This window comes from Paeniglutamicibacter selenitireducens (assembly GCF_051550675.1).
Classification (GTDB): Bacteria; Actinomycetota; Actinomycetes; order Actinomycetales; family Micrococcaceae; genus Paeniglutamicibacter.
In genome coordinates this window covers 106,635-128,635 of sequence record NZ_JBPULF010000001.1, presented here as the reverse complement: position 1 = coordinate 128,635, position 22,001 = coordinate 106,635, and the positions used below count along the sequence as shown (strand labels likewise).

16 protein-coding genes are annotated in these 22,001 nt (G+C 66.3%); 11 read left to right on the top strand and 5 right to left on the bottom strand.

Features of this window, described 5'->3' with window-relative positions; genetic code table 11:
- The first annotated feature begins 4 nt into the window (after positions 1-4).
- The 5 genes from ruvB to ACSYDW_RS00480 all read left to right on the top strand — a co-directional run bounded on the left by ruvB (position 5) and on the right by ACSYDW_RS00480 (position 7,130).
- A complete protein-coding gene (gene ruvB / locus ACSYDW_RS00500) occupies positions 5-1,063 on the top strand; it encodes a Holliday junction branch migration DNA helicase RuvB (protein ID WP_438336745.1) in 1,059 nt (352 codons plus the stop codon).
- 176 nt (positions 1,064-1,239) lie between these two features.
- Positions 1,240-1,734, top strand: a complete 495-nt coding sequence (gene yajC / locus ACSYDW_RS00495; protein WP_438336744.1) for a preprotein translocase subunit YajC — start codon at positions 1,240-1,242, stop codon at positions 1,732-1,734.
- A 197-nt stretch (positions 1,735-1,931) separates the two neighbouring features.
- Positions 1,932-3,662, top strand: a complete 1,731-nt coding sequence (gene secD / locus ACSYDW_RS00490) for a protein translocase subunit SecD (RefSeq protein WP_438336743.1) — start codon at positions 1,932-1,934, stop codon at positions 3,660-3,662.
- Entirely contained in the window at positions 3,655-4,635 is a 981-nt protein-coding gene (secF, locus tag ACSYDW_RS00485; protein WP_438336742.1) for a protein translocase subunit SecF, read from the top strand. Before secD ends, secF begins: the two co-directional genes overlap by 8 nt.
- Before the next feature lie 203 nt (positions 4,636-4,838).
- Positions 4,839-7,130 (top strand): RelA/SpoT family protein, encoded by a 2,292-nt coding sequence (locus tag ACSYDW_RS00480; RefSeq protein ID WP_438336741.1) that lies wholly within the window; start codon positions 4,839-4,841, stop codon positions 7,128-7,130.
- On the opposite strand, the gene ACSYDW_RS00475 is transcribed toward ACSYDW_RS00480, so the two are convergent.
- From ACSYDW_RS00475 to ACSYDW_RS00465, 3 genes are all read right to left on the bottom strand, one after another.
- A complete protein-coding gene (locus ACSYDW_RS00475) occupies positions 7,127-7,801 on the bottom strand; it encodes a type IV toxin-antitoxin system AbiEi family antitoxin (RefSeq protein ID WP_438336740.1) in 675 nt (224 codons plus the stop codon). The two genes, ACSYDW_RS00480 and ACSYDW_RS00475, sit on opposite strands and share 4 nt — an antisense overlap.
- An 82-nt stretch (positions 7,802-7,883) precedes the next feature.
- On the bottom strand, positions 7,884-9,350 hold the full coding sequence (locus tag ACSYDW_RS00470; protein WP_438336739.1) for an amino acid permease: 1,467 nt from the start codon (positions 9,348-9,350) through the stop codon (positions 7,884-7,886).
- 209 nt (positions 9,351-9,559) lie between these two features.
- Positions 9,560-11,035, bottom strand: coding sequence for a DUF349 domain-containing protein (locus ACSYDW_RS00465; RefSeq protein ID WP_438336738.1), 1,476 nt, complete (start codon positions 11,033-11,035; stop codon positions 9,560-9,562).
- Between the two features lie 263 nt (positions 11,036-11,298).
- Here ACSYDW_RS00465 and hisS point away from each other — a divergent pair, with 263 nt between their 5' ends.
- The 4 genes from hisS (at position 11,299) to ACSYDW_RS00445 (ending at position 16,600) form a co-directional block, all read left to right on the top strand.
- A complete protein-coding gene (gene hisS, locus ACSYDW_RS00460; protein ID WP_438336737.1) occupies positions 11,299-12,645 on the top strand; it encodes a histidine--tRNA ligase in 1,347 nt (448 codons plus the stop codon).
- Positions 12,646-12,846: 201 nt separating this feature from the next.
- On the top strand, positions 12,847-14,643 hold the full coding sequence (gene aspS, locus ACSYDW_RS00455; RefSeq protein WP_438336736.1) for an aspartate--tRNA ligase: 1,797 nt from the start codon (positions 12,847-12,849) through the stop codon (positions 14,641-14,643).
- 459 nt (positions 14,644-15,102) lie between these two features.
- Positions 15,103-15,426 carry a PadR family transcriptional regulator gene (locus tag ACSYDW_RS00450; RefSeq protein ID WP_438336735.1) on the top strand — a complete coding sequence of 108 codons (324 nt, stop codon included), beginning with the start codon at positions 15,103-15,105 and terminating at the stop codon, positions 15,424-15,426.
- 58 nt (positions 15,427-15,484) lie between these two features.
- Entirely contained in the window at positions 15,485-16,600 is a 1,116-nt protein-coding gene (locus tag ACSYDW_RS00445; protein WP_438336734.1) for a hypothetical protein, read from the top strand.
- 135 nt (positions 16,601-16,735) lie between these two features.
- On the opposite strand, the gene ACSYDW_RS00440 is transcribed toward ACSYDW_RS00445, so the two are convergent.
- Together ACSYDW_RS00440 and dtd are read right to left on the bottom strand one after the other, a co-directional pair.
- Positions 16,736-17,041, bottom strand: coding sequence for a hypothetical protein (locus ACSYDW_RS00440; protein WP_438336733.1), 306 nt, complete (start codon positions 17,039-17,041; stop codon positions 16,736-16,738).
- A gap of 694 nt (positions 17,042-17,735) precedes the next feature.
- Positions 17,736-18,176 (bottom strand): D-aminoacyl-tRNA deacylase, encoded by a 441-nt coding sequence (gene dtd / locus ACSYDW_RS00435; protein ID WP_438336732.1) that lies wholly within the window; start codon positions 18,174-18,176, stop codon positions 17,736-17,738.
- Positions 18,177-18,427: 251 nt separating this feature from the next.
- Between dtd and ACSYDW_RS00430 the strand changes: the two genes are divergently transcribed.
- Together ACSYDW_RS00430 and ACSYDW_RS00425 are read left to right on the top strand one after the other, a co-directional pair.
- Entirely contained in the window at positions 18,428-20,158 is a 1,731-nt protein-coding gene (locus ACSYDW_RS00430) for an HNH endonuclease signature motif containing protein (RefSeq protein ID WP_438336731.1), read from the top strand.
- Between the two features lie 120 nt (positions 20,159-20,278).
- Positions 20,279-21,787: a replication-associated recombination protein A gene (locus tag ACSYDW_RS00425; RefSeq protein ID WP_438336730.1), complete on the top strand. Its 1,509-nt coding sequence runs from the start codon at positions 20,279-20,281 to the stop codon at positions 21,785-21,787.
- The last annotated feature ends 214 nt before the right edge of the window (positions 21,788-22,001 follow it).

Below are 22,001 nucleotides of genomic sequence, written 5' to 3'. Positions count from 1 at the left end.
GACCATGAGCGAATCCGGCACCCTCACCAACGCGGGTTCCGAACCCGAGGAGCGCGCCCTCGAGGCTGCGCTCCGCCCCAAGAACCTCGACGACTTCGTGGGTCAGTCCCGGGTCCGCCAACAGCTCTCGCTGGTGCTCGAGGCCTCGAAGATCCGCGAACGCACCGCCGACCACGTGCTGCTTTCCGGCCCTCCGGGCCTGGGCAAGACGACGCTGTCGATGATCATCGCCGCCGAAATGAACGCGCCGCTGCGCATCAGCTCGGGCCCCGCCATCCAGCATGCCGGGGACCTGGCCGCGATCCTCTCCTCGCTGACCGAGGGCGAGGTCCTCTTCCTGGACGAGATCCACCGGATGAGCCGCCCCGCCGAGGAAATGCTCTACATGGCGATGGAGGACTTCCGCGTGGACATCATCGTCGGCAAGGGGGCCGGGGCCACGGCCATCCCGCTCGAGCTTCCCCCCTTCACCCTCGTCGGGGCCACCACCCGCGCCGGCCTGCTTCCGGGCCCGCTGCGCGACCGCTTCGGGTTCACCGGGCACCTGGAGTTCTACAGCGTGGAGGAACTCGAGTTGGTGCTGCGCCGTTCGGCCATGATGCTTTCGCTGAAGGTCAATTCCGCGGCCTTCAGCGAGATCGCCTCGCGTTCGCGCGGCACCCCCCGCATCGCCAACCGCCTGCTGCGCCGCGTGCGCGACTGGGCGCTGGTGAACCGGCTGGAGAACATCGATGCCCGGGCGGCGTCCGCCGCGCTTGACATGTACGAAGTCGACGCGCGCGGGCTGGACCGGCTCGACCGCTCTGTCCTGCACGCCCTGTGCACCAAGTTCGGCGGTGGGCCGGTGGGCCTTTCGACGCTGGCGATCGCCGTCGGGGAGGAGACCGAAACCGTCGAAACGGTTGCCGAACCCTACCTGGTGCGCGAGGGCCTGCTGGGCCGCACCCCGCGCGGCCGCATTGCGACGGCGGCGGCCTGGGACCACCTGGGCCTGCGCATGCCCGCCGAGGCGATGTTCGCCGGGCGAGGTGCCTTCGATGACGACGGGGACGACGCCGAGTGACCGGATTCCCTGTCGGCCCGCCGGTCCGACGGTGGGGATTCAAAGGATACTGACAGGGCAAATGTTGGTCTTGGTCACAGTTTCTTCATCTTCGCAGGATAGGATAAGTACGCCCACCGGCTGCAATCGATCCGTGCGCAGACCGATGACTATGACTGAGAAACAGGTATTTACTCGTGACCGATTACGTTTTGGCCCAGGCCGCCGCTGGCGCGAAGGCCCCATTCGACCCGACCATGCTGATCATGCTCGCCGCATTCGGCCTGCTGATCTTCATGATGATGCGCGGCCGTAAGAAGGCGGCCAAGGCCCAGGAAGAGATCCGCTCGAACCTGCAGCCCGGCGCCGAGGTCATGACCCAGTTCGGCCTCTTCGGACGCATCGTGAGCATCGACACCGATGAGAACAAGATCGTCCTGGAGGTTTCCCCGGGCAACAACGTCACGGTCCACTCGCAGACCGTTGCCAAGGTCGTTGCCTCCGAGGCCGCAGCCCCGGCCGTTGAGGTTCCGGCCGTCGAGGTCCCGAACGACGCTTCGTCGCTCACCGAGTCCACCGTGACCCCGGCGGAGACCCCGGCAGCCGACGCAGCCGGCAACACCGACTCCGAAACCCCGGAGGAGACCCTGCGCCGTCTCAACAACGAGGACAACGGCCCGAAGGCCTCCTAAGTCCCAACACCCCTAGCAGTGAACGGTTGGCGGGACGTCCCCTGGGCCCCGGGCCCGGGGACGGGCCATCCCAGCCGACCGGCATTCACCAAGCGGCCCGGGGCACCGACACGGAAGTTCGCTTCCCGGTGCCCCGGGTTTTACGCGGAGACTTCGCCCGCCACTTGAGGCGGTCGCACCAATCAGAAAGCCTCACGATGTCAACTACTGGTCCGATCAAGCAGGCGCGCAAATCCCTGCTGTGGCTCGGCGTCATCTTCCTCATCTCGGCAGCCATCCTTGTTACGGGCGTGCTGGGCGGGAAGTCGACTTTTGCCCCGAAACTGGCCCTCGACCTCGAGGGCGGCACCCAAATGATCCTGGCGCCGCGCGTGCAGGGCGGAGCCACCGCCACGCAGGAGCAGCTTGACCAGGCCGTGGAGATCATCCGCGACCGCGTCGACGGTTCCGGTGTCTCGGAAGCCGAAATCACGACCCAGTCGGGTCGCAACGTCGTCGTCTCCATGCCGGGCGTTCCCGACGCCCGCACCCGCCAGCTGATCCAGGCCTCGGCCAACATGGAGTTCCGCCCGGTCATCATCGCCGGCGCCTTCGCCGCAGTTCCCGAGGACCAGCGCACCCCGGCAGCGGACCTGCCCAAGCCGACCGAGGAACCGAAGAACGCCTCGGACACCAACTGGATCACCCCGGAGCTGTACACCGAGTTCGAGGCCTACGACTGCCCCGCCGAGCTGGGCAAGGGCGCGGACACGGTCCACGACCCGGCCAAGCCGATGATCTCCTGCGAGCCCGACACGGGCGCCAAGTACATCCTGGGGCCCGTTGAGGTCCCCGGCGCGAACATCGCCGACGCATACTCCGAAATGGCCCGCGGCCAGCAGGGCGCAGTAACCGGCCAGTGGGCCGTGAACCTCGTGTTCAACGAAGAGGGCAAGAAGCAGTTCGCCGAGGTCACCCAGCGACTGGTGACGTTGCCGGGCTCGCAGAACCAGTTCGCCATCGTGCTCGACGGCACCGTGATTTCCGCTCCGACCACCAACGCGGTGATCGCCGACGGCCGGGCCCAGATCACCGGCAACTTCACCGAGGAAAGCGCCAAGGCGCTGGCCGACCAGCTGAAATTCGGCGCGCTGCCGATCAGCTTCGAGATCCAGTCCGAACAGCAGATCTCCGCAACCCTCGGCGCGGACCAGCTCAAGAGCGGCCTCATCGCCGGCCTCATCGGCCTGATCCTGGTGGGCATCTACTCGATCTTCCAGTACCGGGCCCTGGGCTTCGTGACCATCGTTTCCCTGCTGGTCTCCGGCGTGCTGACCTACCTGGCGCTCGTGCTGTTGGGTTGGTCCATGAACTACCGCCTGTCGCTGGCAGGCGTCGCCGGGCTGATCGTGGCCATCGGCCTCATCGCCGACTCCTTCATCGTCTACTTCGAACGCATCCGCGATGAGCTGCGCGACGGCCGCCCGCTGGCCTCCGCCGTCGAAATGGGCTGGAAGCGCGCCAAGCGCACCATCCTCGCGGCCAAGGCCGTGAACATCCTCGCCGCCATCGTGCTTTACGTCGTGGCTGTCGGCAACGTCAAGGGCTTCGCCTTCACCCTGGGCCTGACGGCAATCATCGACATCATCGTCGTGTACCTGTTCACCCACCCGGTCCTGCAGCTGATCGCCAAGACGAAGTTCTTCGGCGAGGGGCACCGCTTCTCGGGCCTCGACCCGTCGCTGCTCGGCGTCGTGCCGCTGTACCAGGGCGCCGGCAAGGTCCGCAGCTTCAGCACCGAAGCGGATGCCGCCCGCGGCAGGAAGAACGCCAGTGCGGCCAAGGAGGCCGAACGTCGCCAGACGATCGCCGAACGACGCCAGGCCGCCGCCCACGGCGTGGCCACCAAGCAGGACGACAGCGCTGATAAGGATTCATCACATGGCTAATCTCGCAACATGGGGCAACGAGCTCTACACCGGCAAGCGGTCCTACCCGTTCGTCGGCAAGCACAGGCTCTGGTTCGCCATCACCGGCGTGCTGGTGCTGCTCTCGATCCTGGTTCCCGTCGTCAAGGGCGGCTTCAACCTGGGCATCGACTTCCGCGGCGGTTCCGAGTTCACGGTCTCCAGCGTGCAGCACGTGGACATCGCTGCCGGTGAACAGGCAGTGCGCGGCGTCGCACCCGAGCACCACCCGAGCGTGACGAACATTGCGCCGAACACCATGCGCATCCAGACCGAGAAGCTGAGCACCGACCAGACCCTGCAGGTCGCAGACGCGCTGGCCTCGGCCTACGGCGTCACGAAGAACGAGGTCACCTCCACGTTCGTCGGCCCGACCTGGGGCGAGGACGTCTCCAAGCAGGCGTTGATCGGCCTTGTTGTCTTCGTGGTCCTGGTGGCCCTGCTGATGGCAGCGTACTTCCGGACCTGGAAGATGTCGCTGGCTGCCATCATCGGCTTGCTGGCCGTGGTGGTCATCACCGGGGGCGTCTACGGGCTCTCCGGCTTCGAAGTCACCCCGTCGGCAGTCATCGGCTTCCTGACGATCCTCAGCTACTCGCTGTACGACACCGTGGTGGTGTTCGACAAGATCCGCGAGAACACGGCGGGCTTCACCGAGCAGCACAAGAGGAACTTCGAGGAACTGGTGAACCTGGGCATCAACCAGACCCTGGTCCGCTCGATCAACACCTCGGTGGTTGCGGTCCTGCCCGTCGCCTCGATCCTCTTCATCGGTTCCTACCTGCTGGGCGCCGGCACGCTGAAGGACCTCTCGCTGGCGCTGTTCGTCGGCATCATCGTGGGCACCCTGGCCACCATCTTCGTCCAGGCACCGCTGTACGCGTGGCTTCGCCGCAAGGACGCAGACGTGGTTTCCCACAACAAGAAGATCGCACTGGCGCGCCAGAACGCCTAACGCGCTCCACCCGGTCGGCGGGGTGGCGGATGTAACGTCCGCTACCCCGCCGACTTGTATTAAGCCGATGTGCTATAACCTTGCAGAAGACGTTGGCGAACCCCTTGGGCCCGGTTTCCCGGCCGAGGGGGCCCGCCGCCATCGCAGCGCGCGACCGCTGGTCACCCCCAGCATCGCATCATATCGAGAGGAGACACGCTCCAATGGTTGAGAACCAGAGTGTCACGATGCCGGGGACCCCGGGACCGCCGCCGAAGCGTGGGACGATTTCCAGGCTGGTCCGGCTGGCAGGCAGGGGCGCCAGCGCCCAGCCGCCGACTCTCGAGCCCCTGCTGCGCACCGTGCGCGCCCAGAACCCGAAGGCCGACCTGGATTTGCTGATCCGCGCCTACGCGGTCGCCGAGCACCACCACGAGGGCCAAAAGCGCAAGAGCGGCGATCCCTACATCACCCATCCCGTCGCGGTCGCGACGATCCTCGCCGAGATGGGCATGACCGGGTCGATCCTTGCCGCGGCGCTGCTGCACGACACGGTGGAGGACACCGAGTATTCGCTGGACGCGCTGACCCGGGAGTTCGGCGAGGAGATCGCGAAGCTCGTGGACGGGGTCACCAAGCTCGACAAGGTGAAGTTCGGCGAGGCCGCCCAGGCCGAGACGGTGCGCAAGATGGTCATCGCGATGTCCAAGGACATCCGCGTCCTGCTGATCAAGCTGGCCGACCGCCTCCACAACGCCCGCACCTGGCGCTACGTGTCCCCGGAATCCAGCGCCAAGAAGGCGCGCGAGACCCTGGAGATCTTCGCGCCGCTGGCCCACCGCCTGGGCATGAACACCGTCAAGTGGGAACTCGAGGACCTCTCCTTCGCGGCCCTGCACCCCAAGGTGTACGAGGAGATCGTTCGCATGGTGGGGGAGCGCACCCCGGAACGCGAGAAGTACCTGGGCACCGTGCGCGCAGCCATCGAAGCGGACCTGAACGATGCCCGCCTCAAGGCGACGATCAGCGGCCGCCCCAAGCACTACTACTCGATCTACCAGAAGATGATCGTGCGCGGCAAGGATTTCGACGACATCCACGACCTGATGGGCGTGCGCGTGCTCGTCGACTCGGTGAAGGACTGCTACGCGGCGCTTGGGCTCATGCACGCGCGCTGGACCCCGTTGCCGGGCCGCTTCAAGGACTACATCGCGCTGCCCAAGTTCAACCTCTACCAGTCGCTGCACACCACGGTGATCGGCCCCGGCGGAAAGCCCGTCGAGATCCAGATCCGCACCCACGACATGCACCTGCGCGCCGAATACGGCGTTGCGGCGCACTTCCAGTACAAGCACGGAACCGCCGCTGGGGACGTGAAATCGGGCCAGCAGGACATGGATTGGCTGCGCAGCCTCATGGACTGGCAGAACGAGACAAGCGACTCCAACGAGTTCCTGGACTCGCTGCGCTACGAGATCAACTCCGCCGAGGTCTTCGTCTTCACGCCCAAGGGTCAGATCATGGCGCTGCCGGCCGGGTCAACCCCGGTGGACTTCGCCTATGCCGTGCACACCGACGTCGGGCACCGCACCATCGGTGCCCGGGTCAACGGCAAGCTGGTTCCGCTGAACAGCGAACTGCACCATGGCGACCTGGTCGAGGTCTTCACCTCCAAAGCCGAGGGCGCCGGGCCGAGCCAGGACTGGGCGGGGTTCGTGAAGTCCCCGCGCGCACGGAACAAGATCCGCCAGTGGTTCACCAAGGAACGCCGCGAGGAGTCGATCGAGAAGGGCAAGGAGCAGCTCACCAAGTCGCTGCGCAAGAACAACCTGCCCCTGCAGAAGCTCATGACCCACGACGTGCTCAGCGCCGTGGCCCAGGAACTGCGCCACCATGACATCGCTTCGCTCTACGCAGCGGTCGGCGACGGGCATGTCTCGGCCCAGAACGTCATCGAGCACCTCACCGCCATGGTCGGCGGGGAGAGCAGCACGGTCGAGGCCGCTCTCGAGGAAACTCCGATCTACGCCGTGCCCGGGCGCCTCGCGGATTCCGATGCCGGCGTGGTGGTCCAGGGGGCCGGTGAGGTGCTGGCCAAGCTCGCACGCTGCTGCACCCCGGTGCCGCCGGACCCGATCCGCGGCTTCGTCACGCGGGGTTCGGGTGTCTCGGTGCACCGCGCCGACTGCGTTAACCTCAAGCAGCTGGAGCTGCAGCCGGACCGCGTGGTCCAGGTCCAGTGGGCACCCACCAAGTCCAGCGTGTTCCTCGTTGAGATCCAGGTGGAGGCGCTCGACCGCAAGTCGCTGCTCTCGGACGTGACAAAGGTCCTCTCGGACAACCACGTCAACATCCTGGCCGCCAGCGTGAACACCTCACGGGACAGGGTCGCATTCTCCCGCTTCGCCTTCGAGATGGGGGATCCGAAGTACCTGAACCACGTGCTCAACGCCGTGCGGCGCATCGACGGCGTCTACGACGTCTACCGTACCACCGGAGGGCACAAACGCTCCTAGGCGGCCGCCGCTTCCGGTGCCTCCTCCATGAGGCGCCGGATGATGGCCAGGGCCCGCAGTCGTCCGGGGCGGCGCACCGAGGACTCGATTTGTTCGAGCATCCGCGGATAGCTGCAACGCAGCCGTGCCGAACCCTGGATGGAACGCAGGATGGCGAAGGCCTGTTCGAGTTCGCTGTTGAAGGCCACGTCCATGGCCGTGCGCAGCGGCGAGGTGACGTTGACCCCGCCCAGCGTGCAGATCTGGTCCTCGTCGACGATGCCTTCGCTCAGCCGCAGCATCATCCGCGCCGTCGGCGGGCATGGCCTGTGGTAGCGGGGAACCACGAGTTCCAGTTCCCCGGGCATCGGCGCACAGCCGTAGACCCACGCGGCGGTGCGCCGGCACAGCGCGCTCTGCATTCCCAGGTGCTCCGCGGCGACCACGGAGGCGACCTGGGCGCGGGCTGATGGCGTGTCGCTGACCGTGGCCGGGACGTAGGCCCCGGGCAACACCTCGCGCAGCACCCCGCGCAACCGCATGGCCTGCAGCTCGTTGAGCGTGAAGGGCTCGTCCACCAGGGTTATCTGCTCCGCCAGCGGGCGGGGCCGCCGTTCGGGAACGCGGGACTCGGCGTGCCGTGCCGCGGGTGCCGTGGTGGTGGGTATGTCGCTGGTCGCTGTGCTGTGCATGCCTCCAGCTTCACAGCCACTGCGGCGTTCCGGGCGGACCCGGGGCGGATTGTGGATAACGGGTTCGGTGGACCCGTGGCCGTCAGCTCGCCCCGGGTTGCGGTTCCGGGGTGTCGTCCAGTTCGGCGTGCCGCGGGCTGTGCGGGTTCATCAGCGAGTGCCGGCGCCCGTAGGTGAAGTAGATGACCAGGCCGATCGCCAGCCACACCACGAATCGCAGGTGCGTGTCCCAGGAAAGCTGCCAGATCAGGACCAGCGAGAACAGTGCACCGATGGCCGGGACCACCGGCATGAACGGCAGGCGGAAGGTGCGCGGGGCATCGGGCTTGGTGTAGCGGAAGACGATGACGGCGACGCAGACCACGACGAACGCGGCAAGGATGCCGATGTTGGTGAGGTCGGCCACCAGGCGGATGGGGAAGATGCCGGCCAGGAAGGCAGATCCCAGTCCGGCGATCCAGGTCACGCGGGCCGGGGTTCCGTGGCGGTCCACCTTGGAGAACCACTTGGGCAGCAGTCCGTCGCGGCTCATCGAGAACCAGACGCGGCTGACACCGAGCAGGAACGTGAGCATCACCGTGAGGATGGAGAGCACGGCGAAGACGGAGATGATGCTGGCCACCACGGGCAGCCCGACCCCGGTGAAGGCGGAGGCGAACCCCGCGGTGGGGTCGATGTCCTGGTAGTTCTGCATGCCGGTGAGCACCAGCGTCGCCGCCACGTAGAGCAGCATGGCGATCACCAGGGAGTAGATGATGGCCTTGGGCATGTGCTTCTTGCCGTCGGTGGCCTCCTCGGCCGCGGTGCTCATGGCGTCGTAGCCGAACACCGCGAAGAACACCGTCGCCGCGCCCGTGAGGACCGGCCCGAAGCCGCTGGGCATGAACGGGTTGTAGTTGTTGGTGTCGATGTAGAAGATGCCCAACCCGATGATGAACAGGATCAGCACGATCTTGATGCCCACCGCCACCAGCTCGAAACGGCCGAACGTCTTCGTGCCCCGGGCCAGGATCCAGGTGACAAGGAGGCACACCAGGATCGCCGGGACGTTGACGACGCCGCCCTCGTCGGCGGTCGCCGAGATGCCCTGCGGCAGCTGGACGCCGAACCCGGCGAGGAACGCATTGATGTACCCGGAGATGCCGATGGCAACGACGGCGACGATCGCGATGTACTCCAGCAGCAGGTCCCAGCCGATGAACCAGCCGATCAGCTCGCCGAGCGCGACGTACCCGTAGGTGTAGGCGGACCCGGCGCGCGGGATCATGCCGGCGAACTCCGCGTAGGACAGGGCGGCCGCCGCCGAGGCCAGGCCGGCGATGAGGAAGGAGAACAGCACGGCCGGCCCCACGCCGGGGTGTGTGTCGTCCCCGTGCGCCACGAGCCCGGCGAGGGAGAAGATTCCGACGCCGATGATGCCGCCGACGCCGATTGCCGTCAACTGCCACAGCCCCAGCGACTTCTGCAGTCCGCTGTGCTTGCTCTCCGTCTCCATCTCGGAGATGGGCTTGCGCCGCCAGATGGACTGCGGGTTGGGTTGGTTGCTCATGCGGGGGCCTCCTGACGGAATGGCGGTGTCCGGGCAGCGGAACCAGGTGCCCGGGAGCACCGTCAGGTGTTGGAATGCAAATCTTCCTCCAGTATGCGAGCAGGGACCGACGATGGAAAGGGAAGGCCGCACGCCCTTCGGCGCACCGCACGGGAAACGCCGAAGGACCCCGATCCGTGTGGATCGGGGTCCTTCGATGGTGCGGGGGACTACTGGAAGTCCGCCGCCGACTTCTGCAGCGTCTCGAGCCAGAGGCGGCGGGCGTCAAGGGCTTCCTGCGCCGAGCGGATCTTGGACTCCACGCCCTTGGCCTGGGCCTTGGCGAGGTCGTCCTCGAGGCCGGCGATGGCGTCCTCGAGCTGGGTCAGCATCGAGTTCGAGCGGGCCTTGGTCTCCGGGTTGGAACGGCGCCACTGGTCGTCCTCCGCCGCGCGAACGGCGTCCTCGACCTGGCGCAGCGAGGATTCCACGCGCTGCATGTCTGCGCGCGGAACCTTGCCCGCGGCTTCCCAGCGGTCGCGGATGGACTCGAGCAGCTTCTTGGTAGCGGCCAGGTCATTGATCGGCAGCAGGGCCTTGGCCTCGACGAGCAGGGCCTCCTTGACGACCAGGTTGGCTCCGTACTCCTCGTCGATGGCGGCGTTGGCCGCCTGGCGGGCCTCGAAGAAGACGTCCTGCGCGGCGCGGAAGCGTGCCCACAGGGCGTCGTCGTCCTTGCGCGAAGCGCGCTTGGAGGACTTCCACTCGTCCATCAGGCGGCGGTACTCGCCGGCGGTCGCACCCCACTCGGTGGACTGTGAGAGCTCCTCGGCGCGTGCGATCAGCGCTTCCTTGGTGCGCTTGGCGTCGGCGTTCGTCGCATCCAGCTGCGAGAAGTACGCGCGGCGGTGGCGGTCGAAGGTGGTGCGGGCACCGCGGAAGCGCTTCCACAGGGCATCCTCGGTGGCGCGGCCCAGACGGACGCCGGACTTCTGCGCGCCCTTCCACGCATCGAACAGGTCATTCATGCGGTTCGAGCCCTGCTTCCACTGCACGGTGGAGGGGTCGAGCGCGGCCAGTTCCTCGGCCTCCTTGACGATGGCCTCGCGGGCCGCGAGCTCGGTGGCGCGCAGTTCCTCGTTGGCCTTGCGCTCGGTGGCTACCAGGTCCGCCACGGCAACGCGGGCGGTTTCGATGCGCGCCTCCAAGGCGGCGATGTCGCCGACCATGGCACGCTCGGCAACGGTGGCCGCCAGGTGGTCAAGGGTCTTGTTCATGTCGGAGCTCGGCGCCTTGGCGGCGACGCGCTGCTCGAGCAGCAGCAGTGCGGAGACCACTTCGTCGTGCTTGCGCACGAAGTAGGCCAGGGCCTCGTCGGCCGTGGCATCGGGGTACTGGCCCACCGGGTGCTCGGTGCCGTCGATGAGCAGGAAGACGTGCCCGTCCTCGGATACGCGGCCGAACTTAGCGGCTTCCTCCAGCGGCGTGGTGTACGTCGGGGGAGCCTGGACGGGGGCTGCCTTCTTCGCGGGGGCGCCCTTGGCACCCGGGCGCGGAACCGCGGCTGCCGCCGGGGTCGGTGCCGGGGCGGCGGGGGCTGCAGGTGCTGCGGGCGTCGCCGGCTCGGCCGGGGTTGCCTCGTGCTGCTGCTCCTCGGCCACGACTGCCGGCTGGAGATTGTCGTCGGATTGCTGACTGGTGGTCACCGCTGAAACTCTTTCGCTAAGGTTCGGCCCCGGATTGTGCGCCGGGACTCAACTGTCACCGCCACTTTACCCGCGTTGGCAAGGCCGCAGGTACTCTTCGGTGAAAATTGCGGCAACGGGTCGCGCGGTTTCGCCCTCGGCGCACCCGCGGCGCGACTAGACTTGGTACTTGGCGTGCGACGCCGCGGTGCAGCACCCGCTGCGCGGCTGAACGGGCGCCACAGGTTCCACAACCCCGATCTGACTCAAGGAGTACCCACTTCATGGCACGCAAGGCCTCACTATCCGGCTTCCCCGAATGGCTCCCGCAGGAGCGCGCGGTGGAACAGCATGTACTTGACACGCTGCGCCGGATCTTCGAGCTGCATGGTTTCGCGAACATCGAGACCCGCGCCGTGGAAACCGTCGGGCAGCTGCTGCGCAAGGGCGAGATCGACAAGGAGGTCTACGGGCTCTCCCGCCTGGCCGCCGAGGAATCGGCGAAGGACGACCCCAACGCCCTGGCCCTGCACTTCGACCTGACGGTGCCGTTCGCCCGCTACGTGGTGGAGAACGCCGGGCACCTGGCTTTCCCGTTCCGCCGCTACCAGATGCAGAAGGTCTGGCGCGGCGAACGCCCGCAGGACGGCCGCTTCCGCGAGTTCACCCAGGCTGACATCGACGTGGTGGGCGACGGCGAGCTGCCCTTCCGCTACGACGTCGAACTCGCCCTGGTCATCGCGGAGGCGCTCTCCGCGCTGCCGATCGGCGACTTCCGCCTGCGCGTGAACAACCGCAAGCTCGCCGAGGGCTTCTACCTGGGCCTCGGGCTCGAGGACACCGCCGGCGTGCTGCGCTCGATCGACAAGCTGGAGAAGATCGGAGCGCAGAAGGTCGCCGAACTGCTCAAGACCGAGCTCGGCGCCACCGACGAGCAGGCCGCGGCCGCACTCTCGCTGGCAAAGATCTGCACGCAGGACACCTCGTTCGTTGAGCAGGTGCGCGCCCTGGGAGTCACCCACCCGCTCCTGGAGGAGGGCCTGGACGAGCTGCGCCAGGTCATCGAGGCCGCCGTGCTGCGCGCCCCGGGCAAGGTCGTCGCCGACCTGTCGATCGCCCGCGGCCTGGACTACTACACCGGCACCGTCTACGAGACGGTCCTGGTGGGCCACGAGTCCCTCGGCTCGATCTGCTCCGGCGGGCGCTACGAATCCCTGGCCTCCACCGGCAAAAAGAACTACCCGGGCGTCGGCCTGTCCATCGGGGTGACCCGCCTTGTCTCGCGCATGCTCGCAGAGAACACCGCCGTGGCGGCCCGCTCGGTGCCCTCGGCCGTGTACGTGACGCTGGCCAACGACTCCTCCTGGAACGACGCACAGGACGTCGCGGCAGCACTGCGCTCCCGCGGCATCGCCTGCGAGGTCGCGGCGAAGGCGGAGAAGTTCGGCAAGCAGATCAAGTACGCGGACAAGCGCGGCATCCCGTTCGTCTGGTTCACCGCCGAGGACGGCACCCACGAGGTCAAGGACATCCGCACCGGCACCCAGGAAGCGGCCGACCCGGCCTCCTGGAGCCCCGCCGCGCAGGACCTGGCCAACCTCGTCGGCGCCCCGGCACCCGTACCGGCCTAGCGCCCGTGCCGGGTCGCGGGGAGCTCCCGCACGGGTCGCCCCGTGACTCGGCACACACCGGGCCCGGTTCCGTGGCCGCCGTCGGCCGCGTGCCGGTAAACTCGCACATAGATTCTTCACATCCGCACCCCCTCCATCCTGCGCCACCGGCGCGGCGGGCGGGGACCATGCGCAATCCGCACCCTTCTGGAAAGGAATGCAGTGCTACGCACTCACCAACTCGGCACCCTGAACGCCGGGAACATCGGAGAAACCGTCACCCTCACCGGCTGGGTGGCCCGCCGCCGCGACCACGGCGGCGTCGCCTTCCTTGACCTGCGCGACGCCTCCGGCTTCGCCCAGATCGTGGTGCGCGATGAGGAAGACTTCAACCCGCTGCGCAACGAATTCGTCCTGCAGGTCACCGGCAAGGTCGAACGCCGCCCGGAGGGCAACGAGAACCCCGCCCTTTCCACCGGCGAGATCGAGGTCATTGCCGACGAGGTCGTCGTGCTGAACACCGCCGCGCCGCTGCCGTTCCAGGTCGACGAGCACGTCGAGGTCGGCGAAGAGGCGCGCCTGCGCCACCGCTACCTCGACCTGCGCCGCCCCACCCCGAACCGCAACATCCGCTTGCGCTCCGAGGCCAACCGCGTGGCCCGCAACCTGCTGCACGACCAGGGCTTCTGCGAGATCGAAACCCCGACGCTGACCCGTTCCACCCCGGAAGGCGCCCGCGACTTCCTGGTGCCGGCACGCCTGTCCCCGGGCTCCTGGTACGCACTCCCGCAGTCCCCGCAGCTGTTCAAGCAGCTGCTGCAGGTCGGCGGCTTCGAGAAGTACTACCAGATCGCCCGCTGCTACCGCGACGAGGACTTCCGCGCGGACCGCCAGCCGGAGTTCACCCAGCTGGACATCGAGGCATCATTCGTCGAGCAGGATGACATCATCGCGCTCGGCGAGGCCCTGGTGAAGGAACTCTGGAAGCTGATCGACGTCGAGATCCCGACCCCGATCGCCCGCATCACCTACCACGAGGCCATGGCCAAGTACGGCTCGGACAAGCCCGACCTGCGCTTCGGCCTCGAGCTGACCGACATGACCGAGTTCTTCAAGGACACCGAGTTCGGCGTCTTCAAGGCACCGCACGTTGGTGCCGTGGTCATGCCCGGCGGCGCCTCGCAGCCCCGCCGCACCCTGGATGGCTGGCAGGAATTCGCCAAGCAGCGCGGCGCCAAAGGCCTTGCCTACGTGCTCTTCAAGGAGGACGGCGAGCTTGCCGGCCCGGTGGCCAAGAACCTCACCGACGCGGAGCGTGCCGGCCTGGCCGATGCCACCGGCGCCCAGCCGGGCGACTGCATCTTCTTCGCCGCGGGCTCCAAGACCGAGGCCCGCGCGCTGCTCGGCGCCGCCCGCGTCGAGATCGGCCACCGCACCGGCCTGATCAAGGACGGCGACTGGGCCTTCGTCTGGGTTGTCGATGCCCCGATGTTCGAGCCTGCCGCTGCGGCGGTTGCCTCGGGCGACGTCGCCGTCGGTTCCGGTGCGTGGACCGCCGTGCACCACGCCTTCACCTCCCCGAAGCCCGAGTTCATGGACACCTTCGACACCGACCCGGAATCGGCACTCGCCTACGCCTACGACATCGTCTGCAACGGCAACGAAATCGGTGGCGGCTCGATCCGTATCCACCAGGCCGCGCTGCAGGAACGCGTGTTCAAGATGATGGGCATCGACGAGGAAGCCGCACAGGAGAAGTTCGGCTTCCTGCTTGAGGGCTTCAAGTACGGCGCGCCCCCGCACGGCGGCATCGCCCTGGGCTGGGACCGCGTGCTGCAGCTGCTCACCGGTTCCGACTCGATCCGCGATGTCATCGCCTTCCCGAAGACGGGCGGCGGATTCGACCCGCTGACCGCTGCACCGGCGCCGATCACGCCGCAGCAGCGCAAGGAAGCCGGCGTTGACGCCAAGCCGGAGGCCAAGAAGGCCGATGCCAACGAAACGGTCGACGCCAAGTAGACCGCACCACCCGGTTCGACCCGCGGGGCGGGGGAGGGGCACTGATCCACATGGATCGGCGTCCTTCCCCCGCCCCGCGGCGTTAACGCGGGGATTCGCCAGCGCGGGAACCGCCAGACTGCAGGTGGCGGGCGCGGGCAGGGCAAGTTCGCCGCGAGTGTCGAGGTTCCTGGGCCATCGTCGGCAGCGCGTATACAAAGGGAATCCACGGACACTGTTGCTCGCCGGCGACAATTTGAACACACCCGCAACGTCCAATTCCAATTGTTGAAAACTTTGCTACCATTTGTTATCTAGATAAATTTTTGACTTAGTCGAGTTTTCGGCGGCGTGCGTCAGGCAAGCATACCCACCCCCAAAGAAAGGCCAAGACATGCCCCGTTTTGTCTGTACATTGCATCGTCGGGAACCACGTTCAACATGCATTGCCCTACGGGCTGCGGCGGGGGAGTGGGCCTCATGATCGAAGAGAAGAAGTTCCCGGGCAGCTGGCAAAGGGCGATGCTCCCCATGAGCCTGCTGGACGCGTTGGAGGGAGGGCCGAACCACGGGTACGCACTGGCCCAGAGCCTCGAAGGGCGGGGCTTTTCACCCATCAAGGGGTCGACCTTGTATCCGGCGTTGGTGAAGCTCGAAGCCGCCGGCCTTTTGGACAGCACGTGGGAAGACGGCGACGGGGCACCTGGCCGCAAGGTCTATACGCTCACCGGTTCCGGGCGCGGGCACCTCGCGGCCCAACGTGAACTCTGGTTCTACTTCAAGGACGCCGTCCTGCGAAACTGACCTACCGCGTCGGATCGAGGCATCCGCGACACCACAACATTCGAACGAACAGGACGGCATGAACAAGCGGGAAAGCCAGGCAGAGCCGTGGCGGCTGGAAGTTGGCATATGGACCGGCGAGCACCGGGATTGGGCGATGCGCGCCGCAGCCGCGATGCGCCTCTTTGGCGCCGATGCGGAAGACGTCGGGCTCAAGCTGGCGGAAGTTCGTGCGAGCATTTTGGCAAGTGGTCAGACACCTTCGTCGTTGTTCGGCAAGCCAGAAGCGTTTGGCCGCAACTTTGGCATGCGCCTGCGCCCTCCGTCGGACGTTCTTGAAAAGGATCTGCCTTTTCGGAGCCCCGTTGCGGGCCTCCAGGTGATGCTGCTGTCGCTGGGCGCTATGCTTGTGGCCCTGGGGTTGTGGATAGGAATCGACGATGGCTGGAACGGGCACAGCGCACAAGGTCAGCTTGTCGTGCTCTTCCCGCTGACGTCAGCATCGGTGGGTCTTGGCATCTGGGGGTGGGTGTTGCGAACGCGGGGCAAACTGGTTGAGGCCGGCGTGACGTGGGCCGGTGTGCTTGCCTGGACCGCCGGAACGATCATCTTGGTTTCCACCATGCCAGAAGACCTGATCCCTGCGCCCCCGAACTGGAGCATCCCCCTGGCTGGCGTGGGGCTCTTCGCCGCAGGGATTCCCCTGCGCCCAAAGACAGGACAACGAATGGTCGATGACTCGAAGTGGGAGGATTCGCGTTGGTTTTTGCATGCGGATAATCTGCTTCGCGGCCGTTACCTGTTCTCCCGAGCCCAAGCGGAAGAAGCATTGCGCGAGGCAAAGGCGCACCGTGCCCACACTGGATATGCAGGTGCCCCCGCCACGGAATTTGGGAGCGTCGAGGTCTTCGCGGCCCAACTCGCAGCCATCAATCCGTCCGCGATCAGGCGTAGCCTCCTCGCGAAGCGTGTCTTGATGATCGTTGGACTAGCCTGGTTCGCCGTCTTCTTTGTGCTTGCCCGGCTGCTCGAGGAAGGTTTGACCTGGGGAAGCGGGCTGAACATCGCTGTCTTGGTGATGGCGTCGGTGATTGTGGCCAGATCTTGGAGGCGGACGCGGATCGCCGCCGACGCCAGGAGACTGCGGCAGCGACGCACGGCGCAAGCCAGGGCGTTGAGTCGCAACGACGACTGATCTAGAAGACTCGTTCACAGGGGAGCGACACGCGCAGGATCACGGATCTGAGTTCCACACACTTGAGCCCGGCCGTCGGCGATGAACGCCCTTGGATGCCAGCGGGTCGGATTCGGTGCCCTGGGTGATGGCTTTTCAGGCCCGCTTGCCCTTGAGAACCTTCAGCGCCGCTGCCTTCTTGGCCCCGCTGCACGATGAAGCATATGCGCTGTTCGTGACCCTGATTCCCATCAGGCGGGTCATGCAGTCCGCGTTGCGCTCCAGCCCGGCGAATCCCTTCCCGCCGTAGATCCGGTTCATGGCGGCGGAAAGCCTCTTCACGTTTCCCCTGTAGGCCCGGTATTGCCGCATGTGCATGCACTCGTGGGCAGCTACATACGTTACCCGGCTCGCCGGCATGGAACTACGCACCAGGACCACGTTCTTGTACCAATCAGACATGCCGTTGGCGTACCTGCCCAGGCGCCTGTCGTTGACACTGATGCCCGAGGACGAACAGCCATACCGGTTCAGTACGGCGCGCACCTTGGAACGGAATTTCGATGGTGGTGTAGCAAAGTGAGGCATGACCGGTAGGCGCGTGCCTACGGCAACCTGCAACCACGACCTGCTGGCCGGACCGGCGGATGCGAACCGGAACGGGATTTGGGCTGGTGGGCTGCCAGTGTGCGCGGACGGTGTGATCGCCAATGCTGTGGTGAGCCCCAAGCCAGCGTTTCGGCCCAGCACAGGTTGCACATAGAGTTGTGCTCCCATCGCTTCCGAAGAAGCCGGTCGGGGAATCGGGACCGGCAAGCCAGCCTGAGGCAGCTCCGCTGTCACCAAGACCGCCGCGGCAAACATCGCAGGGGCCAATCTTCTGGAGAATTTCATGGCGAACCTCGAGAATCTATGGGATAGATGCTCCCCCAGTTCAACTCGAAGTATGCGCCTAAATGCCGTCAACCGCACGCCTGCACCGGTACCAACTTCACGGACAACATAGAGGACCGGCATTCGCGCGCCTACGCTTGGTCGCTGCACGATTACTCAGTCACGTGGCCCCGGTGCCGGCCGGTTGGGCCTGCTCCTTCGCTCGAGGCACGGTGCCCACATGAGGCGGCGCCGTACCGCAATGGTTGGTTCGGGAACGTTGCTATCCCGGCAAGTCGTCCGTGTCGACGACGAGCGTGTACGGACCCGAATTCACGAGCGAAACCTCCATCATGGCCCCAAACACGCCCGACTCCACGTGCGCTCCCAACGCACGCAGCTGGGCCATGAACTCCTCGTACAGCGGCTCGCTCACCGAACCCGGAGCTGCGGCCGTCCAGCCGGGGCGTCGTCCCTTGCGCACATCCCCGTACAAGGTGAACTGGCTGACGACAAGCAAAGGTGCATCCAGGTCCTCGCAAGATTTTTCACCTGCGAGCATCCGCAACCGCCAAACCTTTGCAGCAAGCTTTGCGGCCAGCGCCGGTGTGTCGTCGTGGGTTACGCCAAGCAGCACGAGCAAACCCGGAGCCTCGATCTTGCCGACGACTTCCCCCTCGACTTCTACCGCTGCTCGTGAAACAACCTGCAAAACTGCCTTCATAACTTCCTTAGTCTCCAAGAATGCACTTGCCCGGAATCAGCATCCGGAACCCAAGCGATGCGGGTAGCCCCGCCGGTGGGCATCATGCAACACGCCGCATTTGACTCTACAGACACGTCGTATACGTCTGCATCTTTCGTGAAACCGCCGCCAGAATGGGGGGGCGGTGTGGTCAGCCGGTCTAGTAACTTCCCCCCACAGTTGCCCTTTTTGGCCCGCACGAATCCCTGGGGAAGCGGAGAATGATGCGCATGAACACGCAGACGAGCGCACTGCCGGAGGTGGACACGGACCCCGGAAAAGTCGGGCAGGACATGGCCACTGCCGTGCTCGGCCTGCGGAAACTGACAGCAAGGCTTGCAGCGGCGTCCCTTGATGCCGCTGCAAGTGCTGTCATGCTCGGCCTCCTCGAACAGGGGCACCGCGCCATCGCCTATGCCCAGCTCGTGGCCACTTTCGAGGCCGACGCCGCCGAAGTCCACCGGCTCGACCCCACGACAGCCCAGCGTGTGGACGACTTGGTTGCCGATCCAGAAGCGCTTGCCGAGGGAACAGTGGAGATTCCACCGGTCGTCATGTGCCGGGGCATGGCACCGCACCGGAACACTGTCGCCTATACCCAGGCGCATTTGCACATTTCCGCCACGGAGGCCCGTCGCCGTCTGACGGGTGCGCGCCTGATGATCGCTCCGGCGCCCCCGCCCACGCCGGTACCGGGAACCGGGAACACGGACACGGCCCGTCCTCCTGCCGCCCCGCAAGCGAGCTACCCGGTGCTGGCCGGCGCAGCCTCGGACGGGACGGCCGACGTCGGAAATCTCGCGTCCCTCGCGGCGCGGCTTGAAGGCATGCAGCCGCGGATATCGCCGCGGCCCGACGCACGAGCCGTGACGACCGCGATCGAGGAATCACTCGTGCACGAGGCAAGAACAGGAGAACCGAAATCCTGCGGCAAGGCACTGCGGGACTGGGAGGGTTTCCTGGCCGAGGACGGCTCACCCATCACCAGTGAAGAGATCCTCGCCAAACGCGGCATGTTCTACCGTGGCTACAGGGACGGGAGCGACGAGTTCCTGCTTCGCTGCGATCCCATCGACTCCGAAGTCCTCCTCGCTTTCGGAGAAGCGTGGAGCAACCCGCGATCGCAAAAACTCCCGCCGGCATCCGCCTCAACGGCGGCAGTCACAAGGCCGCCTTCGGCACCGCCGGATGCCCATGCCATGTACCCGGCCTCGGGCACCCCAACCTATTGCCCCGCAGGAACGCCGGCACCTGAATGGGCCGTGGCCCCGGGGACCGACCAGTCGAGCTGGCCACTGAGTCAGCTCGACTGCGGGGTGCCGCCGGTCGAACCGTTCGAGGCCGGGGCGGCCGATCGGCGCAGCGCCCAGCAGTTGCTGCTCGATGCGGTCGTTGCTGCGTGCGCCGGAGTGCTCTCGAATGGCGACGTAGCCGATAGCGGAGGGATGCGCGTCAAGATCGGTGTTCTTATCGGATACAAAAGCCTCCTCGGGCAGCTCGAGGAAGCAGGCCTCACCGGCCACGGCAGACCCGTTTCGGCGGCAAACATCAGGAGGATGGCCTGCAATGCAGACCTGCTTCCAGCAGTGTTGGGTACCGAGGGAGAACTGCTAGACCTAGGGCGAGAGGCCCGCGGCTTCAACAAGGCCCAACGTCGGGCACTGGCGCTTCGGGACCGCGGGTGCACGGTTCCGGGCTGCGTCAGATCGGCCGCGACGAGTGAAGCCCACCATGTTAAGCCATGGCTCGAGGGCGGCGAGACAAGCGTCAGCAATGGTGCATTGCTCTGTTTGTATCACCACTTGCAGGTCCACGCCGGGTTGATCACGATGAAGATGATCGGTGGCGTCCCGCACCTCGTTGAACGGGCCGGTCAACCGCGCGGCGAACCGGAGCGCAACTTTCACTGGCATCCGGAACTCCGCATCTCCGTATACACGCCACCGCTGTTCGCGGACTGATCCGGCCACCATGTCGGGAATCCGCCGCAGGTACACATCGAGTTGTACGGAGAGCGCCATCGGGGGGAGCCGGGCCTCCGCCTGGACTCAGGAGCAGACAGGCTGAACTAGGCTAGGGGAGTGAACGATCTTCTCAGCGCGTTGGATGACGACGAAGACAACAACGACGAGTACGTCCGCCCCCGCGCGCCGCTCGCGGTCCGGATGCGGCCCCGTTCGGTGGAAGAGCTTGTTGGCCAGCAGCACCTACTCAAGCCGGGTTCCCCGCTGCGCCAATTGGCCGGCGTCGACGGGCCAGGTCCTTCCGGGCCTTCGAGCATCATCCTCTGGGGACCACCCGGCACCGGGAAAACGACCATCGCCCACGTCATCGCCCGAGCCCCGGGACGTCGATTCGTGGAACTCAGTGCCATTACCGCAGGAGTCAAGGACGTACGCCGGGTCATGGACCAGGCGCTGGAAGACCGCGACCTGCGCGGGCTCACAACCGTGCTGTTCCTCGACGAGATCCACCGGTTCAACAAGGCCCAGCAGGATGCTCTGCTCCCGGGTGTGGAAAACCGGTGGGTGGTGCTAGTCGCGGCCACCACCGAAAACCCGTCGTTCTCCGTCGTTTCCCCCCTGCTCTCACGCTCGCTGTTACTCACGCTGCGTCCCCTGGACGAATCCGACATCGCCGGCTTGATTACCCGTGCCCTTGAGGACCCTCGCGGGTTCAATGACGAACTCGTCATGGAGATGAGCGCGCTGGACCACCTGGTGCGCATGGCTGGGGGAGACGCCCGCCGCGCACTGACGGCGCTGGAGGCAGCAGCAGGCGTCGCATGGAGTGCGGAGGAGGCTGCGCGGCAGCTCCCGGAACCTTCCGGCGAAGCCACGCAGGCCGCCGGAACCGACCTGCCAGGCTCCGATGCGGATACCGCAGTCCGTGCGAATCAAGACGGGGACCCCGACGGCCCTGCCGCCGATGAACCACGGATCCGAATCACGCTCGAGCACACAGAGCGAGCCATGGACGCCGCCGTCCAGCGCTATGACAAGGCGGGGGACCAGCACTACGACATCATCAGCGCCTTCATCAAGTCGGTGCGCGGCTCGGACGTCGACGCGGCGCTCCACTACCTCGCAAAGATGCTTGAAGCAGGCGAAGACCCGCGGTTTATCGCCCGGCGGATCATGATCAGCGCGTCGGAGGACATCGGCATGGCTGACCCAACAGCCCTGCAGACCGCGGTCGCCGCAGCGCAGGCCGTCCAACTCATCGGCATGCCCGAGGCGCGCATCATCCTGGGCCATGCGGTGGTCCATGTGGCAACGGCGCCAAAGTCCAATGCCGCCTACAACGGGATCAACGAGGCGGTCGCCGACGTCCGCGCGGGGCGCGGAAGGGGTGTTCCCATGCACCTGCGCGACGCCCACTATGCCGGCGCCCAGCAATTGGGGCACGGCAAGGGATACATCTATTCGCACGACGCCCCCCATTCGATCGCCACGCAGCAGTACGCACCAGACGACCTGCAGGGCGTCGACTACTACCGCCCGACGGTCAATGGTGCCGAACGCCTCATCGGGGAACGGCTCGAGCGGATCAGGGGCATCATCCGCGCGAAGTTCCGCGGAAGGAAGTAGACAGGTACCAAATGCCGACCACCGGAGGGCAGCGACACGGGTCCTCCGCGATGCGACGCGGATTTGCCCGGGGTGGTAGGATGGATCCTTGGCTGGCAAGCCTTGTGTTCATCTCCTGCGAAACTTCGGTTCCCGCTGGTGCGCACGCATGGGTTGTAGTGAATTGGGAAGCGGCTTCCCACAACTCTCCACGATGGAGGCCAGCTAGATAAAC

Coding starts and splice junctions, on each gene's coding strand:
- ruvB (WP_438336745.1), top strand. CDS start 5: ATGAGCGAATCCGGCACCCTCACCAACGCGGGTTCCGAACCCGAGGAG.
- secD (WP_438336743.1), top strand. CDS start 1,932: ATGTCAACTACTGGTCCGATCAAGCAGGCGCGCAAATCCCTGCTGTGG.
- secF (WP_438336742.1), top strand. CDS start 3,655: ATGGCTAATCTCGCAACATGGGGCAACGAGCTCTACACCGGCAAGCGG.
- ACSYDW_RS00480 (WP_438336741.1), top strand. CDS start 4,839: ATGGTTGAGAACCAGAGTGTCACGATGCCGGGGACCCCGGGACCGCCG.
- ACSYDW_RS00475 (WP_438336740.1), bottom strand. CDS start 7,801: ATGCACAGCACAGCGACCAGCGACATACCCACCACCACGGCACCCGCG.
- ACSYDW_RS00470 (WP_438336739.1), bottom strand. CDS start 9,350: ATGAGCAACCAACCCAACCCGCAGTCCATCTGGCGGCGCAAGCCCATC.
- hisS (WP_438336737.1), top strand. CDS start 11,299: ATGGCACGCAAGGCCTCACTATCCGGCTTCCCCGAATGGCTCCCGCAG.
- ACSYDW_RS00450 (WP_438336735.1), top strand. CDS start 15,103: ATGATCGAAGAGAAGAAGTTCCCGGGCAGCTGGCAAAGGGCGATGCTC.
- ACSYDW_RS00445 (WP_438336734.1), top strand. CDS start 15,485: ATGAACAAGCGGGAAAGCCAGGCAGAGCCGTGGCGGCTGGAAGTTGGC.
- ACSYDW_RS00440 (WP_438336733.1), bottom strand. CDS start 17,041: ATGTCTGATTGGTACAAGAACGTGGTCCTGGTGCGTAGTTCCATGCCG.
- dtd (WP_438336732.1), bottom strand. CDS start 18,176: ATGAAGGCAGTTTTGCAGGTTGTTTCACGAGCAGCGGTAGAAGTCGAG.
- ACSYDW_RS00430 (WP_438336731.1), top strand. CDS start 18,428: ATGAACACGCAGACGAGCGCACTGCCGGAGGTGGACACGGACCCCGGA.